Below are 16,694 nucleotides of genomic sequence, written 5' to 3' on the forward strand. Positions count from 1 at the left end.
GCTCCTTCGCCTTGTACTGCACATTCTCTCTACCCCTCGATCGTCCGACCACAACACACGCCCTCACATTCAGGGTGTTGCAACGATCACTGGAATCCAAGTCGTCGGATGCTCCGTGATATCGGTCACCCAAAGCTCATTCGGTGAGAGGCGGTAGAATTTGCGGTGGACGAGATCATCAGCGGTCGCAACCCCGTGCAGCCGCTTCACTTTCGCCAGCCCCGGCAGCCCCGGCAGCCCGACAATGCTCGCTTGGCTCATTAGAACAGCGACGAGCCGCTCGCTGACACGGACACCCATACCGAGGGTGAGCTCAGCATGCACTCGCCTGGAACCATAGGTTTGTCGGGACGCCGTGTGAACTTCGCGGATCAATCCGGTCAGCCACTGCCTGCGCATCTGCGTCCGGGAGATCGGCCTGTTCTTGTATCGGTAGTAGCCGGGGCTGCTGACGCCTAGGAGTCGGCAACACACTTTGGCCCGGTAGCCCGCCTCGATGAGAACATCGACTACCGGGTGAATCCTTTTGGGCCGGGACGATCCTCCCCGAGCAGCTTCGCCGCGACGTTGAGAATCTCGACCTCCTCCTCGAGTTGCCGGATCCGTTTCCTCGCTTTCGCCAGCTCGATACTCTCCGGCGTGGTGACACCGGGGCGTTCGCCTCGATCGATCTGGTCCTGGCGAACCCAGTTATGGATTACCGCAGCACTGACACCGAGCTCAACGGCAGCAGTCGTGATGGGTTTGCCAGCCCGAACGAGCGCAACAGCACGCATTCGGAACCCAGCAGGGAACGGTCGTGGCATGAGTGAAGCCTCTCAGAGCAAGCCAATCCTCACACCCTCACAGGTAACCAAACCGTGAGGCAGGTCGGCGTCGAAGCGCATGAACGTCGCGTAGCAATCTCGTTAGCCGAGGCGTTCATCGCGGAGCAGAAACGGAAGCTATCTGATGCTCGGATCGAAGACTACGACTACTTTTTCGAACTGAACAGAGCTATGACGCAGCTTGAGGCTCAGCGGGTGCCGGACAGCATCAATCGGATGCTCGAATCGGGTTCTTCTGGACGTGACAGTGGCACATCGATCGAGTTGTCCACGATGCACAATGGCGGCCAGATGGTTCAGCGGGCAGAAATGCCGTTAGAAATCAAAGTCGCCAATCGTGATTTTCTTTTGACCAAGAATGGGACCCAATACTCGCCGCGAGTTATCAACCCTGAATTCCCGAGTGGAAACGCAACAACCCAAAAGTGATGCAGTAAGACACCCGCAGTCTCCGCAAGGGGAGCTGCCGTTCGAGCTGGAATCTAGCGGCCCTTAACCTGGAATGGGATTGGGCGTTCTCCAAAAGTGCTCAACGATTTCAAGGCCACTAGAATTTAATGAAAGGGCCACAACTTGTGGTTCGCAATTCTCGATTTTGCCTAACGCGGGAGGGTCTGACTAGCCGATGAAACTAGGCTTCCGTCCGCGATTTCTTCGAGGCTCATCCCTTGAGCAGGTTGTTCGAGCGCCAACGCTGCGTACCGAGCGCCTCGTTCTGCGGCCGCATCGGCTCGAAGATGCTTCGCGCTGGTACGAGATCCAGTCATCTCCAGACGTGCTGGCATACACGTCTTGGCCGCAACGCGACGAAGCGCAGTCGCGCATCCACTTAGAGGAACGCACTAAGCAAGTGGTGCTGAGTCAGGCGAATGACTTCTTGGCGCTTGCCATTGAGCGCGATGGTGAGCTCATCGGAGACGTGGCGCTGCATTTACGCTCAGTAGTCAACGTCAGTCGCACGGCGGAGATCAGCTGGATCTTGCACCCCGACCATTACGGTCATGGCTTTGCCGCTGAGGCCGCCTCCGCAATGATGGATTTCGCGTTCGATCAGGTGAAAATCCAGTTGCTGGTCGCGCTCATCGAAGCTCCCAACGCAGCATCGATCGTGCTCGCCGAGCGTTTGGGCTTTCGAAAGATGACGCGTGATGACGACACACTTGGATACGTCGCCGGCAACCTGAGGGAATAAGCCGCGGTCTTACGAGAGGGCCGCCTCGTAGGCACATCTGAGTCTGATCGCCTACCCTGAAGCTAATGGACCATTCCCTGCTCAAACAGTTCGTCGCCGCTGGGCGACTACTTCACTTCGCGCACGCCGCTCGGTCGCTTGGCGTTCCGCGCTCGAGCCTTATCGCGGCCGTCAGATCCCTCGAGGGGCAGCTGGGGTACGCACTGTTTGACTCCACTGCCAGTTCGACCCAGCTCACGCCCGAGGGCGAAGCCTTTCTTCTCGATGCCGAGCGGCAACTAGACAAGTCGGCGAAATCTGCCGCAGCGTCCGTAGCAAAACCGGGTGGCAAAGCGAAGGCGTCAAAAGGCAAGGGGCGGGCACCAGCAGTAAAAGGTAAGTCCACGCCTGGTCGCAGGCGCCAATCACGGTAGTCGTCGAAGAACAGCTCAGGCCTGAACTCTTTTAATGATGCGCGGTCGGCAATTACGTCACCGTATGGCTCCCCGTCACCGAGGGTGTGCGCCAGCGCGCGGCCGAAGTAATGAAGAGCACGGCTGCGACTCGCAGCCAAGCTTGGAGTTAAGGCTGTCATCGGCTTCACTGGTTCAAGCATTGGGAAGTACGTAGCGATGTTCCCGCCCATCAGCAAAGAAACGATTGACGCGGGGTATCAAGACTTCTCTGGTGGTTGGAACCCGATCCTCGATATTTTCGATGAGGTCGGCGTGCGATTCGCGTATGAAGTGCACCCCTCAGAGATCGCCTTCGACTACTGGACGACAGTGCGCACCCTCGAAGCCGCTGGCCGCAGCCAGACGTTCGGCCTCAACTGGAACCCCAGCTTCCGCATGCTCAACCAGATCGGTTACGAGGGGCCTATCTCGGTGGAATGGGAGGACGCCGGAATGGATCGACTCATCGGAGCACCAGAAGCTCTCGAGTTTGTTCGCCGCCTCGCATTCGACCCGCCCGCGGCAGCATTCGACGCCGCCTTCAGCTCCAAGTAACTATGCTGAACTGTCGAGAGGAACGCGAGTGAACGCGGACGTGCGAGCTGAGCTCCGAGGGAACAACTTTGACGTTGTGCGACGCCGCAATCTCTCCATCCTTCTTGGCCGCGTGCACGCTGTCGGGGGAATCTCGCGGGCGCAAATGACGCGAGAGACCGGGCTGAACCGCTCAACGATCGCCGATCTGGTTGCCGAACTCGTGCAACTCGGTCTTGTCGTTGAGGCTGGCCCCGACCAAACAAGCCTGGTCGGGCGCCCCAGTTCTGTTGTGGTTCCGAGCGAAAACATTGTCGCCATCACCGTGAACCCGGAGGTGGATGCCGTAACGATCGGCCTCGTCGGGCTCGGTGGCCGCGTCATCCGCCAGGTTCGCTACGACACCGGTCGCGTGCTGAGTGCGCGCGAAGCGGTGAATATCTCGGCAGCAGTGATTGCGGGGATGAAGGGCGAACTCGATTCGAACTATCGCACAGTGGGCATTGGCATCGCTGCTCCTGCCCTGGTGCGTGAGAGCGACGGAGTTCTTTCGCTTGCCCCGCATTTGGGCTGGATCGATGAACCCATCGGCGACATGATGCGCGAAGCGACCGGCTATGTCGTCTATGTCGGCAATGATGCAAGCCTCGGTGCAATCGCCGAGTCGGTGCGCGGTGCCGGCGTTGATGGTCAGGAGCTGATCTACCTCAATGGTGGTGCCAGTGGTATCGGTGGTGGCGTGATCACGGGCGGTGCGCTCATGACCGGCACCTCGGGGTATGCCGGCGAAATCGGCCACACTCTCGTGAACACCAACGGTATTGACTGCCATTGTGGGGCCGTCGGATGCCTCGAAACTGAGGTGCGCCAAGAGCCGCTTCTTGAAGCGCTTGGCCTTGACCTCTCGCAGCCGGATCGCTTGGATGCACTGCTCAAGGAACGCTACGCCGCGGGTGACGGGGCCGTCGTCGAGATCGTTGACTACCAGATCAGCTTTCTTGCTCGCGCGCTCGCCAACGTTGTCAACATTTTCAATCCCGAGATCATCGTGCTTGGCGGGTTTCTGGCGTCGCTGCTTGAGGTGGCGGAAGAGTCCCTCACCCGACAGATGCGGCGTTCGGCGCTTGAAGAACCCGGGCTCGCCGTGCGCTTCGTCAAAGCGACGTTCGGCGATGAGATCCTGACACTCGGTGCTGCAGAGCTTGTGTTTTCTCACTTGATTGCCGACCCCGCGGCGACGATGCGGCCAGCTAGGGGAGCCGCCGTTGTGGACGCCGCCGTTGCGGCATCCACTTCTCCGACTCCGGGCGCAGAAACGCACCCTGCTTAGCCCTATTGCTCTCTGAGGGGCGCTGCTAGCGTGGCACTCACACCGTCGAAAGGGAGCGCCCCATGTCAAAGAAGACATATTCTCCGGAGCAGCAGGTTGATCGGCTGCGCATTTACAACATCGTGGCGGGCAGTCTGCATCTTCTGCAGGCCATTGGATTTGCGGTTGTGCTCACGATGCTCAGTTCTCAGGTTTTGTTTGCGGTGACGGCGGACTACCTCGCGGGTCCTCCCGGAGCGCCGATCCCTCCTGAGCGCGTGACCGTATTTGAAGTCAACATCGGCATCGGTGTCGTTGTGTTTCTCGCGCTCAGTGCCGTGTTCCACTTCCTTATTTCGAGCCCATGGTTCTTCGGTCGCTACAAGACTGGCCTTCTCGAGAGCCGCAACTATTTCCGCTGGACGGAGTACTCGCTGAGTTCCTCCATCATGATCTGGCTCATTTTGGCCATCAACGGAGTAACCGATATCGCAGCACTGTTTGCAGTGTTTGCTGTGAACGCTGCAATGATCCTCTTCGGTGCTCTGCAGGAAAAATACGAGCAGCCGGGCTCTGGAGGGCTTCTGCCGTTTATCTTTGGTTCGATGGTGGGCATCGTGCCGTGGATCCTCATCCTGATCTACTTCTTGCGCCCCGGAAGCGCAAACGAGGTTGCTGCACCCGGCTTTGTAGTCGGCATCGTCATTTCGCTGTTCCTGTTCTTCAACACGTTCGCGATCAACCAGTGGCTGCAGTACAAGCAGATTGGCAAGTGGAAGAGCTACCTGCAGGGTGAGCGCACCTACATCACCCTCAGCTTGGTCGCCAAGACTGCTCTTGCTTGGCAGGTGTTCTCTGGCGCGATCATCCCGGCAATTACGGGATGACGCTGAGGCGCTACTAACGCATTGCGAACGCAGAAACGCACCCCGAGCAAAGCTGTTGGGGTGCGTTTCGGGGTTGTGTGTGGAGAGCGTTAGATGCGAACGATTGCCTTGCCGATGTTTGCGCCGTTCATCATGCCGGTGAAAGCCGCGAACGCGTTGTCGATGCCATCGGCGATGGTCTCGTCGAAGACGATCTTGCCTTCGCCAAGCCACCCCTGCATTGCGGCACCGAACTCAGGCGCGAGGTGGAAGTAGCTGCCCATCGTGAAGCCCTTGATGGTCAGACCACGGGTCACGATGTTGGCGCTGTTCTTGATGCCCTCATCCTTGCTGTTGATCATAGACATGACGCCGCAGACCGCGACGCGGCCGCCGTCCTTGAACGCTCCGAGTGCTGCCGAGAGGTGGTCGCCACCCACGTTGTCGAAGTAGACGTCGATTCCGTCGGGTGCTGCAACATCCAGCTGGCCAGCAATGTCGCCATTCTTGTAGTTGAAGGCGGCGTCGTAACCGTACTTGCTGGTGAGAAGTGCGACCTTCTCGTCGGTGCCGGCGCTGCCGACGACGCGTGCTGCGCCGAGGAGGCGAGCGATCTGACCAACCATGGTGCCGACTCCACCGGCTGCACCAGAAACGAAGACGGTGTCGCCTTCCTTGATGTGAGCGATCTGGGTGAGGCCAGTCCAGGCGGTGATTCCGGTGATGCCGAGAACACTGAGGAACAGCGACGGCGAGATGCCAGGAACGTTGGGGAGTGCCGTGAATTGTCCGGCGGGAGCCTGCGCGATGTCGCGCCATCCGAGCTGGTGCTGCACAAGGGTGCCGACAGGCAGTGACGCATCGTTCGACTCGATGACTTCACCAACGGCTGCGCCGCCCATGGTCTCGTTGAGGTTGAAGGGAGCAATGTACGAGCGGCCCTCGTTCATGCGGCCACGCATGTAGGGATCGACCGAAAGGAATGAGTTGCGCACGCGAACGTCGCCGTCGGCCAACTCGGGTAGTTCGACCTGAACCTTGACGACGTTCTCATTCGTCGGCTCACCGGTGGGGCGTGAGGCGAGTTGCCACTGGGTGCTCGTGGTGGTGCTCATGTAAATCTCCTTGAATTCTGAGAGTGGTGAAGAGGGGAAAACGCGTGGTCGTTATGACTTGTCGACGACGATGCGCTCAGCGACGGCGACGGATGATGCGGGGTTCTGTCCGGTGTAGAGCTGGCCGTCGACTACGACGTACGAAGCGAAGGGCTCTGGAGCCTTGGAGTAGTCCGCGCCTAGTTCGACCAAGCGAGTTTCTACGAGCCACTTGGCTTTGTCGGCCAAGCCGCTGAGCTCTTCTTCGCTGTTCGCGAACCCGGTCATCTTGCGACCCTTGAGAACCCATTCGCCGGTCGCCTTGTCGTTCGCGGCGAGGAGAGCTGCGGGGGCGTGGCAGAGCACTCCGAGGGTGGTGTTCGACTTGACGGCTTCGACGATGAGTTGTCCTGAGTCGTCGTCGACGGCGAGGTCTTCCATGGGGCCGTGGCCGCCGGGGTAGAAGATCACGTCGTAGTCACCGGCGTTGACGGCATCCAAACGAAGCGGGTTCTTCAGGACATTCTGCAGACCAGCGATGCGTGCTTCAAAGTCAGAGAGACGCTCGGCTGAACCTACGCCGCCTTCGCTGAGGCTCACGACGTCAAAAGTGGGGGCGACACCTGCGGGGCTGGCGACCTGAATCTTCCAGCCGGCTTCAGTGAAGATGCGGTACGGCTCGAGGAATTCTCCGGCCCAGACACCGGTGGGGTGCTGTGTGCCGTCGGCGAGTGTCCAGTGTGATGCAGCCGAGAGAACCATTAGTACTTTTGTCATGCCAACTCCTTACGAAACCGTTTGGCTTCTTACCAAACCAATTGGTTCGACAGTACGTCGGCGTGTAAGCTAAGTCAAACCATCCGGTTCGATTTGGAGGTGTTTGGTGGTTTCGACAGAAATGCCGCGTGATCAACTCCGTGGCCGCGAAACAAAACAGCGCGTACTAGAGGCCGCAGCGGCCGAATTCGCCGAGTACGGTGTCGCCGGTGCGCGCATCAATCGCATCGCAGAAACAGCAAAAGCGAGCAAGGAACGCATCTACGCCTGGTTCGGCGACAAGGATGCGCTCTTTGACCATGTCATGCAGATCGGCCTCGACCGACTCGCCCAGGCGGTGCCCATCGACGCAGACCTCGTCGAATACACCGTGCGACTACACAACTACTTCGTGAACGACCAGAGCGCTCAGCGCGTCACCATGTGGGCGTGGCTGCACGACGCCGAAACCCTCGGCACCTTCTCTGAGGGGCGAGTTGAGGGCTACCGCCACAAGCTCGACGTCATCCGCGAAGCCCAAGATCGTGGTGTCGTCGATGGCTCCTGGAAGCCCGAAGAGCTGCTCGCCATGCTGCTCGCGGTGGCCAGCAACTGGGAGCGTGCGCCCGCCGAACTGCGGAGCATCGGATGCGCTGAGTTCGCCGGAAGCGAGAAAGCCCGCTGTGATTCCGTACGCGAAGTTGCGCGTCGCCTCGTTGAGCCGCGCGGCTAGAGCGCGCCGCTGACGACGGCGGCTGCTTCGGGCTACGACTCGAGCGTAAGCGCTGCTTAGCCCGTCGGCCGCGATGTGCTCGAGCGCACGATGAGGTCGTAACCGAGCGGGATGTTGCCGGGCACTTCCGCGTGCTTGCCGGGCCTCAGCTCATTCATGAGAATATCGACCGCGTGCTCGCCCTGCGCTCGCGGGTACTGGGCGATGGTGGTGAGTCCGAAAAACTCAGAGAGCTCATGGCCGTCGATTCCAATGATGGAAACGTCGCGAGGCACAACCAACCCCAGATCGCGCGCGGCCAGAATGCAGCCGATGGCCATCTCGTCCGCGGCAGCAAAAATGGCGGTGGGGCGACTGCGCGGGTTTCCGAGAAGCTGTTTGGCAGCGTGATAACCACCCTCGATCGTGAAATCAGCGCTCGTAAAGTATTCGGGGCGGGGTTCGATCCCAGCCTCGCGAAGGGCAAGTTCGTAACCAACGCGACGGTTGGTGGGAATGTGAAAGTCGAGGTCATACGTCTCTGAACCACCCACGTGAGCAATGCGCTCATGGCCCAGCGCCAATAAGTGTTCAGTGGCGAGACGAGAAATCGCCACATCATCCACGGTCAACGTACGCACACCCTCGATGGGCCCGCCCACACCAACAACGGGTTTGCCGAGAGCGTGCAAGCTGGCAACTTCGACTGGCGAGAGCTCAAGCGAGATGGCGATGATGCCGTCGATGCGCTGTCGCTGGAGGAACACATCAAACACGCTGTCGCGCTCGCCGCCGCCACCAGACAGGTTGTAGAGGGTCACGTCGTAGCCATGCCGCATCAACGCCTGCTGGGCACCTTCCACCGCCGAGATGAAAAACCAGCGTGCCAAATAGGGCACGATGAGCCCAACGTTTTTGGTGCGCCCCGAAGCCAAGCTCGATGCGCTCGACGAGACGACATAACCAAGCGCGGTAGCGGCATCCGCAACCTTCTCGCGGGCGGCGGCCGAAACGGGGCCATTGCCACTGAGCGCGCGCGACACCGTTGCCGTTGATACGCCAGCGCGCTGGGCAACGTCTTCGATGCTCACCATCAGTTGCCCTTCGTTGGATGCTGACGAGAATGGATGGCGACCGACAGTAAGCGCGCCGTTGACAATTCTATCGACCAGCACCCCGCCGGGGGTGCTGGTCTAGGCTCGCAGCCACACTGTCGTGTCCGCGGGCAGTTCTTCGCCGCCGAGTGCGCCGCTAGAAAGCAGCACCTCGCCGGCAGGCAGGGGCACGGCGATGTCACCCGTGTTGGCGTAGACGAGTACGTCACCATTGCGCAGGGCGAGCACCTTGTTGGCGCCAGTGCCGGTACCGGCGTCGAGCCATTCAAGCTCGCCGGTGCCGAGTTCGTGGGCACGGCGAAGCGCGAGCGCTCGCGTGTACATCGTGAGCGTCGAATTGCGGACGTTGCGCTGCGCATCGCGGGCGAGAGGTGCCCAGTCTGCGGGTTGCGGCAACCACGTGGCATCCGAGGGCCCGAAGCCGTAGGCGGGGGAGTCGGACTCCCAGGGGATCGGCACGCGGCATCCGTCTCGACCGTAACGCTCGCCGTTGGTGCGGAACCAGGTGGGGTCTTCGCGGGCCTCATCGGGCAGATCGATTACTTCTGGCAGACCAAGCTCTTCGCCCTGATAGATGTAAGCGCTGCCGGGGAGGGCGAGCATGAGTGCCGTGGCGGCACGGGCTCGACGCAGCCCCAACTCGGGAATCGGAAGACCGGCAGAGTTTGGGCCAATGCCGTGCCCCTGCGGGTTCGCTGCCGTGAGCGCCAGCCGTGAGGCATGGCGCACAACATCGTGGTTCGAGAGCACCCACGTGCTGGGCGCGTCAACGGCAGAAAAAGCACTGATCGACGCATCGATGACTGCGCGCAACGGTTCGGCAGCCCACGGAGTTTCGAGATACGGAAAGTTGAAGGCCTGGTGCATTTCATCCGGGCGCACCCAGTTGGCCATGTCGGTAAGGGGGTCAACCCACGCCTCGGCAGCAAGAATGCGCTCGCCCGCGTAGCTATTCAGGATCTCGCGCCACTCTCGATAGATCTCGTGCACACCATCCTGAGCCCAGAACGGTGCTCGGGATGCTGCGAGGTCGTCGGCCGCAATGTCGGCGTCGGCAGCGGTGCCGGCTCCGCCCATGCTGCCGCCTGCGACCGGAGGAGTCCAGTCGGGGAGGCCGTCGGCTTTGATCATGCCGTGGGCGACATCCACTCGGAATCCGTCGACGCCACGGTCGAGCCAGAAGCGAAGTACGTCTTCGAATTGGCGACGAACCCAGGCGCTGTTCCAATCGAGATCGGGCTGGGTGCTGTCGAACAGGTGAAGGTACCACTGGCCGGGGGTGCCGTCAGGGTTTTCGGTGCGAGTCCAGGCTTTGCCGCCAAAGACGGAATCCCAGTTGTTGGGCGGTAGTTCGCCGTTCTCACCGCCCCCGTCGCGGAAAATGTAGCGGGCACGTTCGTCGCTGCCGGGTGCCGCTGCAAGGGCTTCTTGGAACCAGCGATGATCGCTTGAGGAGTGGTTGGGAACGAGGTCGACGATCACGCGGAGGTCGAGTTCATGCGCGCGCGCCGTCATCGAATCGAAGTCGTCAAGCGTGCCGAAAAGCGGGTCGACATCGCAATAGTCGGCGACGTCATAGCCGGCATCCCGCTGCGGAGAAGTGTAAAAAGGCGAGAGCCAAACCGCATCGATGCCGAGTTCGGCCAGAGCGGGGAGTCGGTCACGAATGCCGCGCAGATCGCCCATTCCATCACCGTTAGCGTCGGCAAACGACCGCGGATAGATCTGATAAATCACGGCGGAACGCCACCATTGGCTGTTCAGGAGAACGCTAGTCATAGCCGCTACAGTATCGCTTTCTTCCAGAATATCTAAGCGCTTGCACATACGTCGTTCTCATTTCTCCTTGAAGAGTCCTGCAATTCGGTAACGAACACTTGCCGAAGCGCCCTACTAAGAGGTATACATGGAAGCGCCTGCAGTTTGCAATGCTTTCACTGACGAAAGGCAGCACCAATGAGGGTGAACAACAAAGGACTGTGGGCCGCAGGCGCGCTTGCAGTTACTGCATCGCTGGCGCTATCCGGATGCACAGCAGCATCCGACACAGCAAATAATGGCTCCGGTAACGGCGGCTCGCTCACTGTTTGGGTCGATGCAGACCGTGCCAGTGTTCTGAAAGACGCCGCAGCAGACTTCACCGCCGAGACCGGCGTAGAGGTCAAGCTCGTCCAAAAAGAATTCGGTGACATTCGTGACCAGTTCATCGCCCAAGCACCAACAGGCAAGGGCCCCGACATCGTGATCGGTGCCCACGACTGGCTCGGTACGTTCGTGACCAACGGCGTCGTTGCGCCCGTCGAGCTCGGCGACAAGTCGGATGCCTTCCAAGACGTAGCAATCACCGCAATGAGCTACGACGGACAGGTTTACGGCGTTCCGTACTCGATCGAGAACATCGCACTCGTGCGCAACACGGCCCTCGCGGCTAGCACTCCGGCGACCTTCGACGAGATGATCACCATGGGCGAGGCTGCAGGAACCGAGTACCCGTTCCTGGTCGGACTCGACCCTGAAGCGGCCGACCCGTACCACCTTTACCCCTTTCAGACCTCGTTCGGTGCCCCCGTTTTCGGCACCGCCGCTGACGGAAGCTACGACTCTGAGGCACTCGAAATCGGCAACGCCGGTGGCGAGGACTTCGCGGCCTGGCTCGCAAAGCAGGGTGCAGCAGGAGTACTCAACACCAACATCACCGGCGACCTTGCCAAAGAGAAGTTCGTTGCCGGCGAATCGCCCTTCTACCTGACCGGGCCGTGGAACGTGCCCGCAGCAGTCGAAGCAGGCATCGACGTAGCAATCGAACCGATCCCCTCCGCTGGTGGTGAAGATGCGCAGCCGTTCGTGGGTGTGCAGGGCTTCTTCGTGAGCTCCAAGAGCGAAAACGCTCTTGCAGCTAACGAGTTCATCGTGAACTACATGGGTAGCGAAGATGTGCAGACCGCGCTGTTTGAGGTTGGCGGACGCGCTCCAGCGCTCACGGCATCCTTCGAAGCAGCAAGCGCAGACCCGATCGTTGCCGGATTCGGCGCCGTCGGTGAAAACGCAGTCCCCATGCCCTCGATCCCGGCAATGGGAGCCGTGTGGGAGTTCTGGGGCGTAACTGAAGCCGCCATCATCAACGGTGGCGACCCCGCGACGCTCTGGCAGAAGATGTCAGGCGACATTCAGACCGCTATCGCTGGATAGCGCACAGTGGCCGCCCGTCTGCAAGCGGGCGGCCACTTCATCCCCCTTTAGCAACTCGGGTGCTGCGGTCACGAATTGCAGCCCACCCCGCCCGCTGTTGACGACACGCAGCGCCTGAATGAACCGCACGACTTCAACGGAGAATCCCTGTGACAACACCCCCCGCGACTGATCCTGGCCCCATTCGGCAGTCCGCCCGCGCCAAGCGTGCGACCCGAATTGCGGATGCCGCAGCGGGCGGGTGGAAGCTGGTCGCCATCAAGATCTTGGCCCTCGGTGTCGTTGACGCGATCGCGATCTTTGCGTTGTTCGTGCTCGTTCGCGGCCAGGACTGGCTTATTGCCGGTCTCGTCGTTCTGGTCACCCTGATCGTCAACTGGATCTACTTCTCCCGCGGCAAGCTCCCGGCCAAGTATCTGGCGCCGGGACTGATCTTCTTGGCCATCTTCCAAATCTTTGTGTTGCTCTACTCGGGCTACATTGCCTTCACCAACTACGGGACCGGCCACAACTCGACGAAAGCGGATGCGGTCAACTCGTTGCTGTTGTCGTCGCAGAACAGGGTCGCGGATTCGCCAAACTACCGGCTAACGGTGCTCGAACAACTCGGAGAGCTTTCCTTCCTCGTCACCGAACCAGACGGCAGTGTGAGCATCGGAGGCAACGAGCGTCCCCTTGAGGACGTGACCAACGCCCGCCTCGAAGGCGGCATTGCGGTGGGTCTCGACGGCTACACAAGTCTCGGCTTTCAAGACATCCTCGGCCGCCAAAGTGCAATTGCTGCGATCAGCGTTCCCCTCACCGATGACCCCAACGACGGGATGCTGCGCACGCCTGACGGCTCGAGTGCCTTCCTCTACACTTCATCGCTCGATTACGACGAAGATGCCGGCACGATGCGTGACAAGAACTCCGGCATCACCTACTCCGATATCGGCACAGGTGCGTTCACCTCAGATGGAGGCCAAGAGCTGCTGCCGGGATGGAAAATTGAGGTCGGGCTCGACAACTTCGTTCGCGCATTCACTGTGGAATCCATCCGTGGCCCGCTAATCAGCGTCACCATCTGGACCTTCGCATTCGCGTTCCTGTCGGTGTTCACGACCTTCGCGCTTGGACTGTTTTTGGCGATCGTCTTCAACGACAAACGCATGAAGAGCCGCAAGTACTACCGCATCATCATGATCCTGCCCTACGCCTTCCCCGGCTTCCTCTCGGCGCTCGTGTGGGCCGGAATGATGAACCAAGAGTTCGGTTTCATCAATACAGTGCTGTTGGGCGGCGCCGAAGTCCCCTGGCTGACGAATGAGTGGTTGGCCAAGGGGTCGGTGCTCTTCGTTAACCTGTGGTTGGGCTTTCCGTACATGTTCTTGGTGACGACGGGTGCGCTGCAGGCGATCCCCGAAGAGCTCACCGAAGCAGCAACAGTGGATGGTGCGAAACCGTGGGCGATCTTCCGTTTCGTGAAGCTGCCCCTGCTGCTTGTCTCGGTCGCACCTCTCCTGATCTCGTCGTTCGCGTTCAACTTCAACAACTTCAACCTCATCTACATGCTCACCAATGGTGGACCACGTGATGTGTCGGCGGGGGTGAATGTGGGCGCCACCGACATCCTCATCTCGATGGTATACAAGGTTGCCTTCGTTGGCGCCAACCGCGACTACGGGCTCGCCAGTGCGTTCGCGATCATCATCTTCCTGCTGGTGGCGGGTATTTCGATTATCAGTTTCCGTCGCACCAAGTCGCTTGAGGAGCTGAACTGAGATGACCACGACAACTCACGAACACGATCCGGATGCCGTCGTAGTCGGTCACCCGCGTCGCTCATTCAAACGGTGGGCGCGCGAGACCGGCTGGCGTCATCTCATCGGAATTGTCATGTCGATCTTCGCGGCATTCCCGTTGCTGTATGTCTTTAGCGCGTCGCTAAACCCGGGCGGCACCCTCGTCACGGCCAACTCGTTATTCTCGAGTTTCAACTTCGGGAGCTACGTCGACCTCTTCAACCGACCGCAGCAGCCCTACGCTGCGTGGTTCGGAAACACACTGCTGATCGGCGGCATCTCCTCAATCGGCACCGTGTTCCTGGGCGCCCTCGCGGCGTATGCATTTTCCCGCATGCGCTTCATTGGGCGTCGCGTTGGATTGCTGACGCTGCTGCTCGTTCAGATGTTCCCGCAGCTGCTCGCAGTAGTTGCCATCTTCCTGCTGCTCTCGGGAATCTCCGAAATTTTCCCGGGGATCGGACTCAACAGTCAGATCGGGCTCATCATGGTCTACCTGGGTGGCGCGCTCGGAGTGAACACCTACCTGATGTACGGGTTCTTCAACACGGTGCCGTCATCCATCGATGAGGCAGCAAAGATTGACGGTGCCGGTCATGCGCGCATCTTCTTCACGATCATCCTGCGTCTCGTAGCCCCGATCTTGGCGGTTGTCGGGCTGCTGTCATTTGTGGGAACGACGAGCGAGTTCGTGATCGCCAGCATCGTGCTGATCGACCCAGACAAGCAAACCCTCGCGGTAGGGCTGTATCAGTTCGTCTCGCAAGAGTTCTCACGCAACTGGAGCATCTTCGCCGCCGGTGCCGTGCTCGCGGCCATCCCCGTGATGACCCTGTTCTTGTTCCTGCAGAAATACATTGTCGGCGGTCTGACCGCAGGAAGTGTGAAGTAATGGATGCCCTCCTCCCGCACCACGACGGCTCAGCACTGCACGTCTCTACGCAGACCCCCGCGCTCGGCGACATCGTCACGATTCGCCTTCGCGTGCCTGTCGCTTATGGCCCGCTGAAGGCAGTGCGGGTTCGCGAGAATCCCGACCATGAACCCCGCTGGACGGATGCTCGCCTCACTGGCTCTGCTGCCGGCTGGGATTGGTGGCAGGCCGAGATTGTGGTGTCGAACCCGCACCACGGGTATCGGTGGCTGCTGGTGCACGAGAGTGCTGGCGGGCACGCGGGCGCTGGTGGCAATGCCGGTCGCGTCGAGTGGCTCAATCAGAGCGGCCTGCACTCGATCGAGACGCTCGACTCCGAAGACTTCACTCTGCTCGCAACCCCGGCCGCTCCGGAGTGGTTGGCCGAGACGGTCATGTACCAGGTGTTCCCCGATCGCTTTGCCCGGTCATCCGCGGCGGATGCGCACCCCACCCCCGAGTGGGCGATTGCTGCTCGGTGGGATGAACCGGTCGACCCTGTGCTGCCGGGTCGTTCGCAACAGTTCTATGGGGGAGACCTCGATGGCATCCGCGAACACCTCGATCACTTGCTGTCGCTCGGCGTGACGATGTTGTACCTGACGCCGGTCTTCCCCGCCCGCTCGAACCATCGCTATGACGCCTCGAGCTTTGTGGATGTCGATGAACTGCTGGGCGGGCGCGATGCGCTGATCCGTTTGGTGGAGGAGGCTCACGCTCGCGGTCTCAAGGTCATCGGTGACCTCACGACGAATCATTCGGGTGATGCGCACGAATGGTTCCAGGCCGCGCTCGGCAAGCCAGACGCGGCGGAGGGCGACTTCTACTACTTCACGAACGACGAGCACACCGAGTACGTGGGCTGGTTGGGCACCCCGACGCTTCCCAAGTTCAACTGGAACTCGCCAGAGCTGCGTCGCCGTTTCATCGAAGGCGATGACTCGGTGGTTGCCCACTGGCTGAAGGCGCCATACAACTTTGACGGTTGGCGCGTGGATGTTGCGAACATGACCGGTCGCATGGGTGCCGAGGATCTCAACGAGGAAGTGCGGCAGATCACGCGCCGCACCATGGAGGCCGTGAATCCTGACACCGTCCTGCTCGCCGAATCGACGAACGATGCCGCGAGCGATCTGCAGGGCGATGCGTGGCACGGGGCGATGACGTACCCGTCATTCACGCGCCCGGTCTGGGGTTGGCTCACCGAACCCGGCGACACCTCTCATGTGACAGCGGATGGCTCGATTGACCCTGAGGCGTGGTTCTTTGGGCAGCCGATTGGTGGCATCCCGAACTACAGCGCCCGCGACTTTGCCGAAATGACGGTGCGGTTCACCGCGAACATCCCGTGGCGCATTCGTGTCGGAAATATGAACCCGCTCAACACTCATGACACTGCCCGGTTCCGCACGCATGCGCCCGCGGAAAACATGCCGCTTGCTCTCGCCCTCTCCGTCACTCTGCCGGGTGTGCCCGTCGTGTTCGCCGGCGACGAGTTTGGTCTCAGCGGCGACGACGGCGAAATGTCTCGCACCCCGATCCCGTGGGGAAGCGAAACCGACTCCACCGTCGCACCAACCCTCGAGCTCTATCGCGAACTGATCGCGCTGCGCCGAAGCGTTCCCACCCTCTCGCACGGCGGCCTGCGCTGGCTGCACGTCGCCGATGACGCCCTCGTATTTGTGCGAGAAGACGTCGATGCCACGGTTCTCGTGGTGGCCGCGCGCTCGCCGCTGACCGTGACGCTCCCGCCGAATGCGCTGGCTGCGACGGGTCTGGCGGCGAACGACGGCGCTGCTGCGAGCGGGGCGGATGTCACGATCCCCTCGTTCCTCGCCGGCGATGCGACTCTGGCATCCACTGCCGCCGGGCTCACGCTCTCCGCGGCCGCCCGCACGTGCGCTATCTGGACTCTGCCCGGCGTCGAGGTGTCGGTGTAGCGCGAATCCTTGCACATTTCGCGCGAACC

At 60.7% G+C, this 16,694-nt stretch carries 14 protein-coding genes and 2 pseudogenes; 11 read left to right on the forward strand and 5 right to left on the reverse strand.

Going from position 1 to position 16,694, the window contains the following annotated elements; all coding sequences use genetic code 11:
• Positions 1 to 102: 102 nt before the first annotated feature.
• A pseudogene (locus ABD112_RS09030) lies at positions 103 to 806 on the reverse strand (IS3 family transposase); the annotation flags it as partial.
• Between the two features lie 54 nt (positions 807 to 860).
• Between ABD112_RS09030 and ABD112_RS09035 the strand changes: the two are divergent.
• The 6 genes and pseudogenes from ABD112_RS09035 to heR all read left to right on the forward strand — a co-directional run bounded on the left by ABD112_RS09035 (position 861) and on the right by heR (position 5,183).
• Positions 861 to 1,256: a hypothetical protein gene (locus ABD112_RS09035; RefSeq protein ID WP_343925168.1), complete on the forward strand. Its 396-nt coding sequence runs from the start codon at positions 861 to 863 to the stop codon at positions 1,254 to 1,256.
• A 196-nt stretch (positions 1,257 to 1,452) separates the two neighbouring features.
• Positions 1,453 to 2,019 carry a GNAT family N-acetyltransferase gene (locus ABD112_RS09040; RefSeq protein WP_343925170.1) on the forward strand — a complete coding sequence of 189 codons (567 nt, stop codon included), beginning with the start codon at positions 1,453 to 1,455 and terminating at the stop codon, positions 2,017 to 2,019.
• Between the two features lie 65 nt (positions 2,020 to 2,084).
• Complete coding sequence (locus ABD112_RS09045; protein WP_343925172.1) at positions 2,085 to 2,432, forward strand: LysR family transcriptional regulator; 348 nt, start codon at positions 2,085 to 2,087, stop codon at positions 2,430 to 2,432.
• 80 nt (positions 2,433 to 2,512) lie between these two features.
• Positions 2,513 to 3,008, forward strand: a pseudogene (locus ABD112_RS09050) (sugar phosphate isomerase/epimerase family protein); the annotation flags it as partial.
• A gap of 28 nt (positions 3,009 to 3,036) precedes the next feature.
• Positions 3,037 to 4,317: an ROK family protein gene (locus ABD112_RS09055; protein WP_343925174.1), complete on the forward strand. Its 1,281-nt coding sequence runs from the start codon at positions 3,037 to 3,039 to the stop codon at positions 4,315 to 4,317.
• Positions 4,318 to 4,379: 62 nt separating this feature from the next.
• Entirely contained in the window at positions 4,380 to 5,183 is an 804-nt protein-coding gene (heR, locus tag ABD112_RS09060) for a heliorhodopsin HeR (protein WP_343925176.1), read from the forward strand.
• A gap of 89 nt (positions 5,184 to 5,272) precedes the next feature.
• Here heR and ABD112_RS09065 read toward each other — a convergent pair whose 3' ends face one another.
• Complete coding sequence (locus ABD112_RS09065) at positions 5,273 to 6,277, reverse strand: NADP-dependent oxidoreductase (RefSeq protein ID WP_343925178.1); 1,005 nt, start codon at positions 6,275 to 6,277, stop codon at positions 5,273 to 5,275.
• Between the two features lie 51 nt (positions 6,278 to 6,328).
• Positions 6,329 to 7,033 (reverse strand): type 1 glutamine amidotransferase domain-containing protein, encoded by a 705-nt coding sequence (locus tag ABD112_RS09070; RefSeq protein WP_343925180.1) that lies wholly within the window; start codon positions 7,031 to 7,033, stop codon positions 6,329 to 6,331.
• Between the two features lie 106 nt (positions 7,034 to 7,139).
• On the opposite strand from ABD112_RS09070, the gene ABD112_RS09075 reads away from it, so the two are divergent.
• On the forward strand, positions 7,140 to 7,745 hold the full coding sequence (locus ABD112_RS09075; protein ID WP_343925182.1) for a TetR family transcriptional regulator: 606 nt from the start codon (positions 7,140 to 7,142) through the stop codon (positions 7,743 to 7,745).
• A gap of 56 nt (positions 7,746 to 7,801) precedes the next feature.
• Here the strand turns inward: ABD112_RS09075 and ABD112_RS09080 are convergent, their stop codons facing one another.
• Positions 7,802 to 8,818, reverse strand: a complete 1,017-nt coding sequence (locus ABD112_RS09080; protein WP_343925248.1) for a LacI family DNA-binding transcriptional regulator — start codon at positions 8,816 to 8,818, stop codon at positions 7,802 to 7,804.
• 99 nt (positions 8,819 to 8,917) lie between these two features.
• Positions 8,918 to 10,618, reverse strand: a complete 1,701-nt coding sequence (locus ABD112_RS09085) for a glycoside hydrolase family 13 protein (RefSeq protein ID WP_343925184.1) — start codon at positions 10,616 to 10,618, stop codon at positions 8,918 to 8,920.
• A gap of 177 nt (positions 10,619 to 10,795) precedes the next feature.
• Here ABD112_RS09085 and ABD112_RS09090 point away from each other — a divergent pair, with 177 nt between their 5' ends.
• The 4 genes from ABD112_RS09090 to ABD112_RS09105 all read left to right on the forward strand — a co-directional run bounded on the left by ABD112_RS09090 (position 10,796) and on the right by ABD112_RS09105 (position 16,665).
• Positions 10,796 to 12,028, forward strand: a complete 1,233-nt coding sequence (locus ABD112_RS09090) for a sugar ABC transporter substrate-binding protein (protein ID WP_343925186.1) — start codon at positions 10,796 to 10,798, stop codon at positions 12,026 to 12,028.
• A 149-nt stretch (positions 12,029 to 12,177) separates the two neighbouring features.
• A complete protein-coding gene (locus tag ABD112_RS09095; protein ID WP_343925188.1) occupies positions 12,178 to 13,791 on the forward strand; it encodes an ABC transporter permease subunit in 1,614 nt (537 codons plus the stop codon).
• A 1-nt stretch (position 13,792) separates the two neighbouring features.
• A complete protein-coding gene (locus ABD112_RS09100) occupies positions 13,793 to 14,704 on the forward strand; it encodes a sugar ABC transporter permease (RefSeq protein WP_343925189.1) in 912 nt (303 codons plus the stop codon).
• Complete coding sequence (locus ABD112_RS09105) at positions 14,704 to 16,665, forward strand: alpha-amylase family glycosyl hydrolase (protein WP_343925190.1); 1,962 nt, start codon at positions 14,704 to 14,706, stop codon at positions 16,663 to 16,665. Before ABD112_RS09100 ends, ABD112_RS09105 begins: the two co-directional genes overlap by 1 nt.
• Positions 16,666 to 16,694 lie beyond the last annotated feature (29 nt).

Source organism: Rhodoglobus aureus, assembly GCF_039527955.1.
GTDB classification, from domain to species: domain Bacteria; phylum Actinomycetota; class Actinomycetes; order Actinomycetales; family Microbacteriaceae; genus Rhodoglobus; species Rhodoglobus aureus.

Bases quoted from the DNA above. Each gene is read 5' to 3' on its own strand.
- ABD112_RS09040 (WP_343925170.1), top strand. From the start codon at position 1,453: ATGAAACTAGGCTTCCGTCCGCGATTTCTTCGAGGCTCATCCCTTGAG.
- ABD112_RS09045 (WP_343925172.1), top strand. From the start codon at position 2,085: ATGGACCATTCCCTGCTCAAACAGTTCGTCGCCGCTGGGCGACTACTT.
- heR (WP_343925176.1), top strand. From the start codon at position 4,380: ATGTCAAAGAAGACATATTCTCCGGAGCAGCAGGTTGATCGGCTGCGC.
- ABD112_RS09065 (WP_343925178.1), bottom strand. From the start codon at position 6,277: ATGAGCACCACCACGAGCACCCAGTGGCAACTCGCCTCACGCCCCACC.
- ABD112_RS09070 (WP_343925180.1), bottom strand. From the start codon at position 7,033: ATGACAAAAGTACTAATGGTTCTCTCGGCTGCATCACACTGGACACTC.
- ABD112_RS09080 (WP_343925248.1), bottom strand. From the start codon at position 8,818: ATGGTGAGCATCGAAGACGTTGCCCAGCGCGCTGGCGTATCAACGGCA.
- ABD112_RS09085 (WP_343925184.1), bottom strand. From the start codon at position 10,618: ATGACTAGCGTTCTCCTGAACAGCCAATGGTGGCGTTCCGCCGTGATT.
- ABD112_RS09090 (WP_343925186.1), top strand. From the start codon at position 10,796: ATGAGGGTGAACAACAAAGGACTGTGGGCCGCAGGCGCGCTTGCAGTT.
- ABD112_RS09100 (WP_343925189.1), top strand. From the start codon at position 13,793: ATGACCACGACAACTCACGAACACGATCCGGATGCCGTCGTAGTCGGT.
- ABD112_RS09105 (WP_343925190.1), top strand. From the start codon at position 14,704: ATGGATGCCCTCCTCCCGCACCACGACGGCTCAGCACTGCACGTCTCT.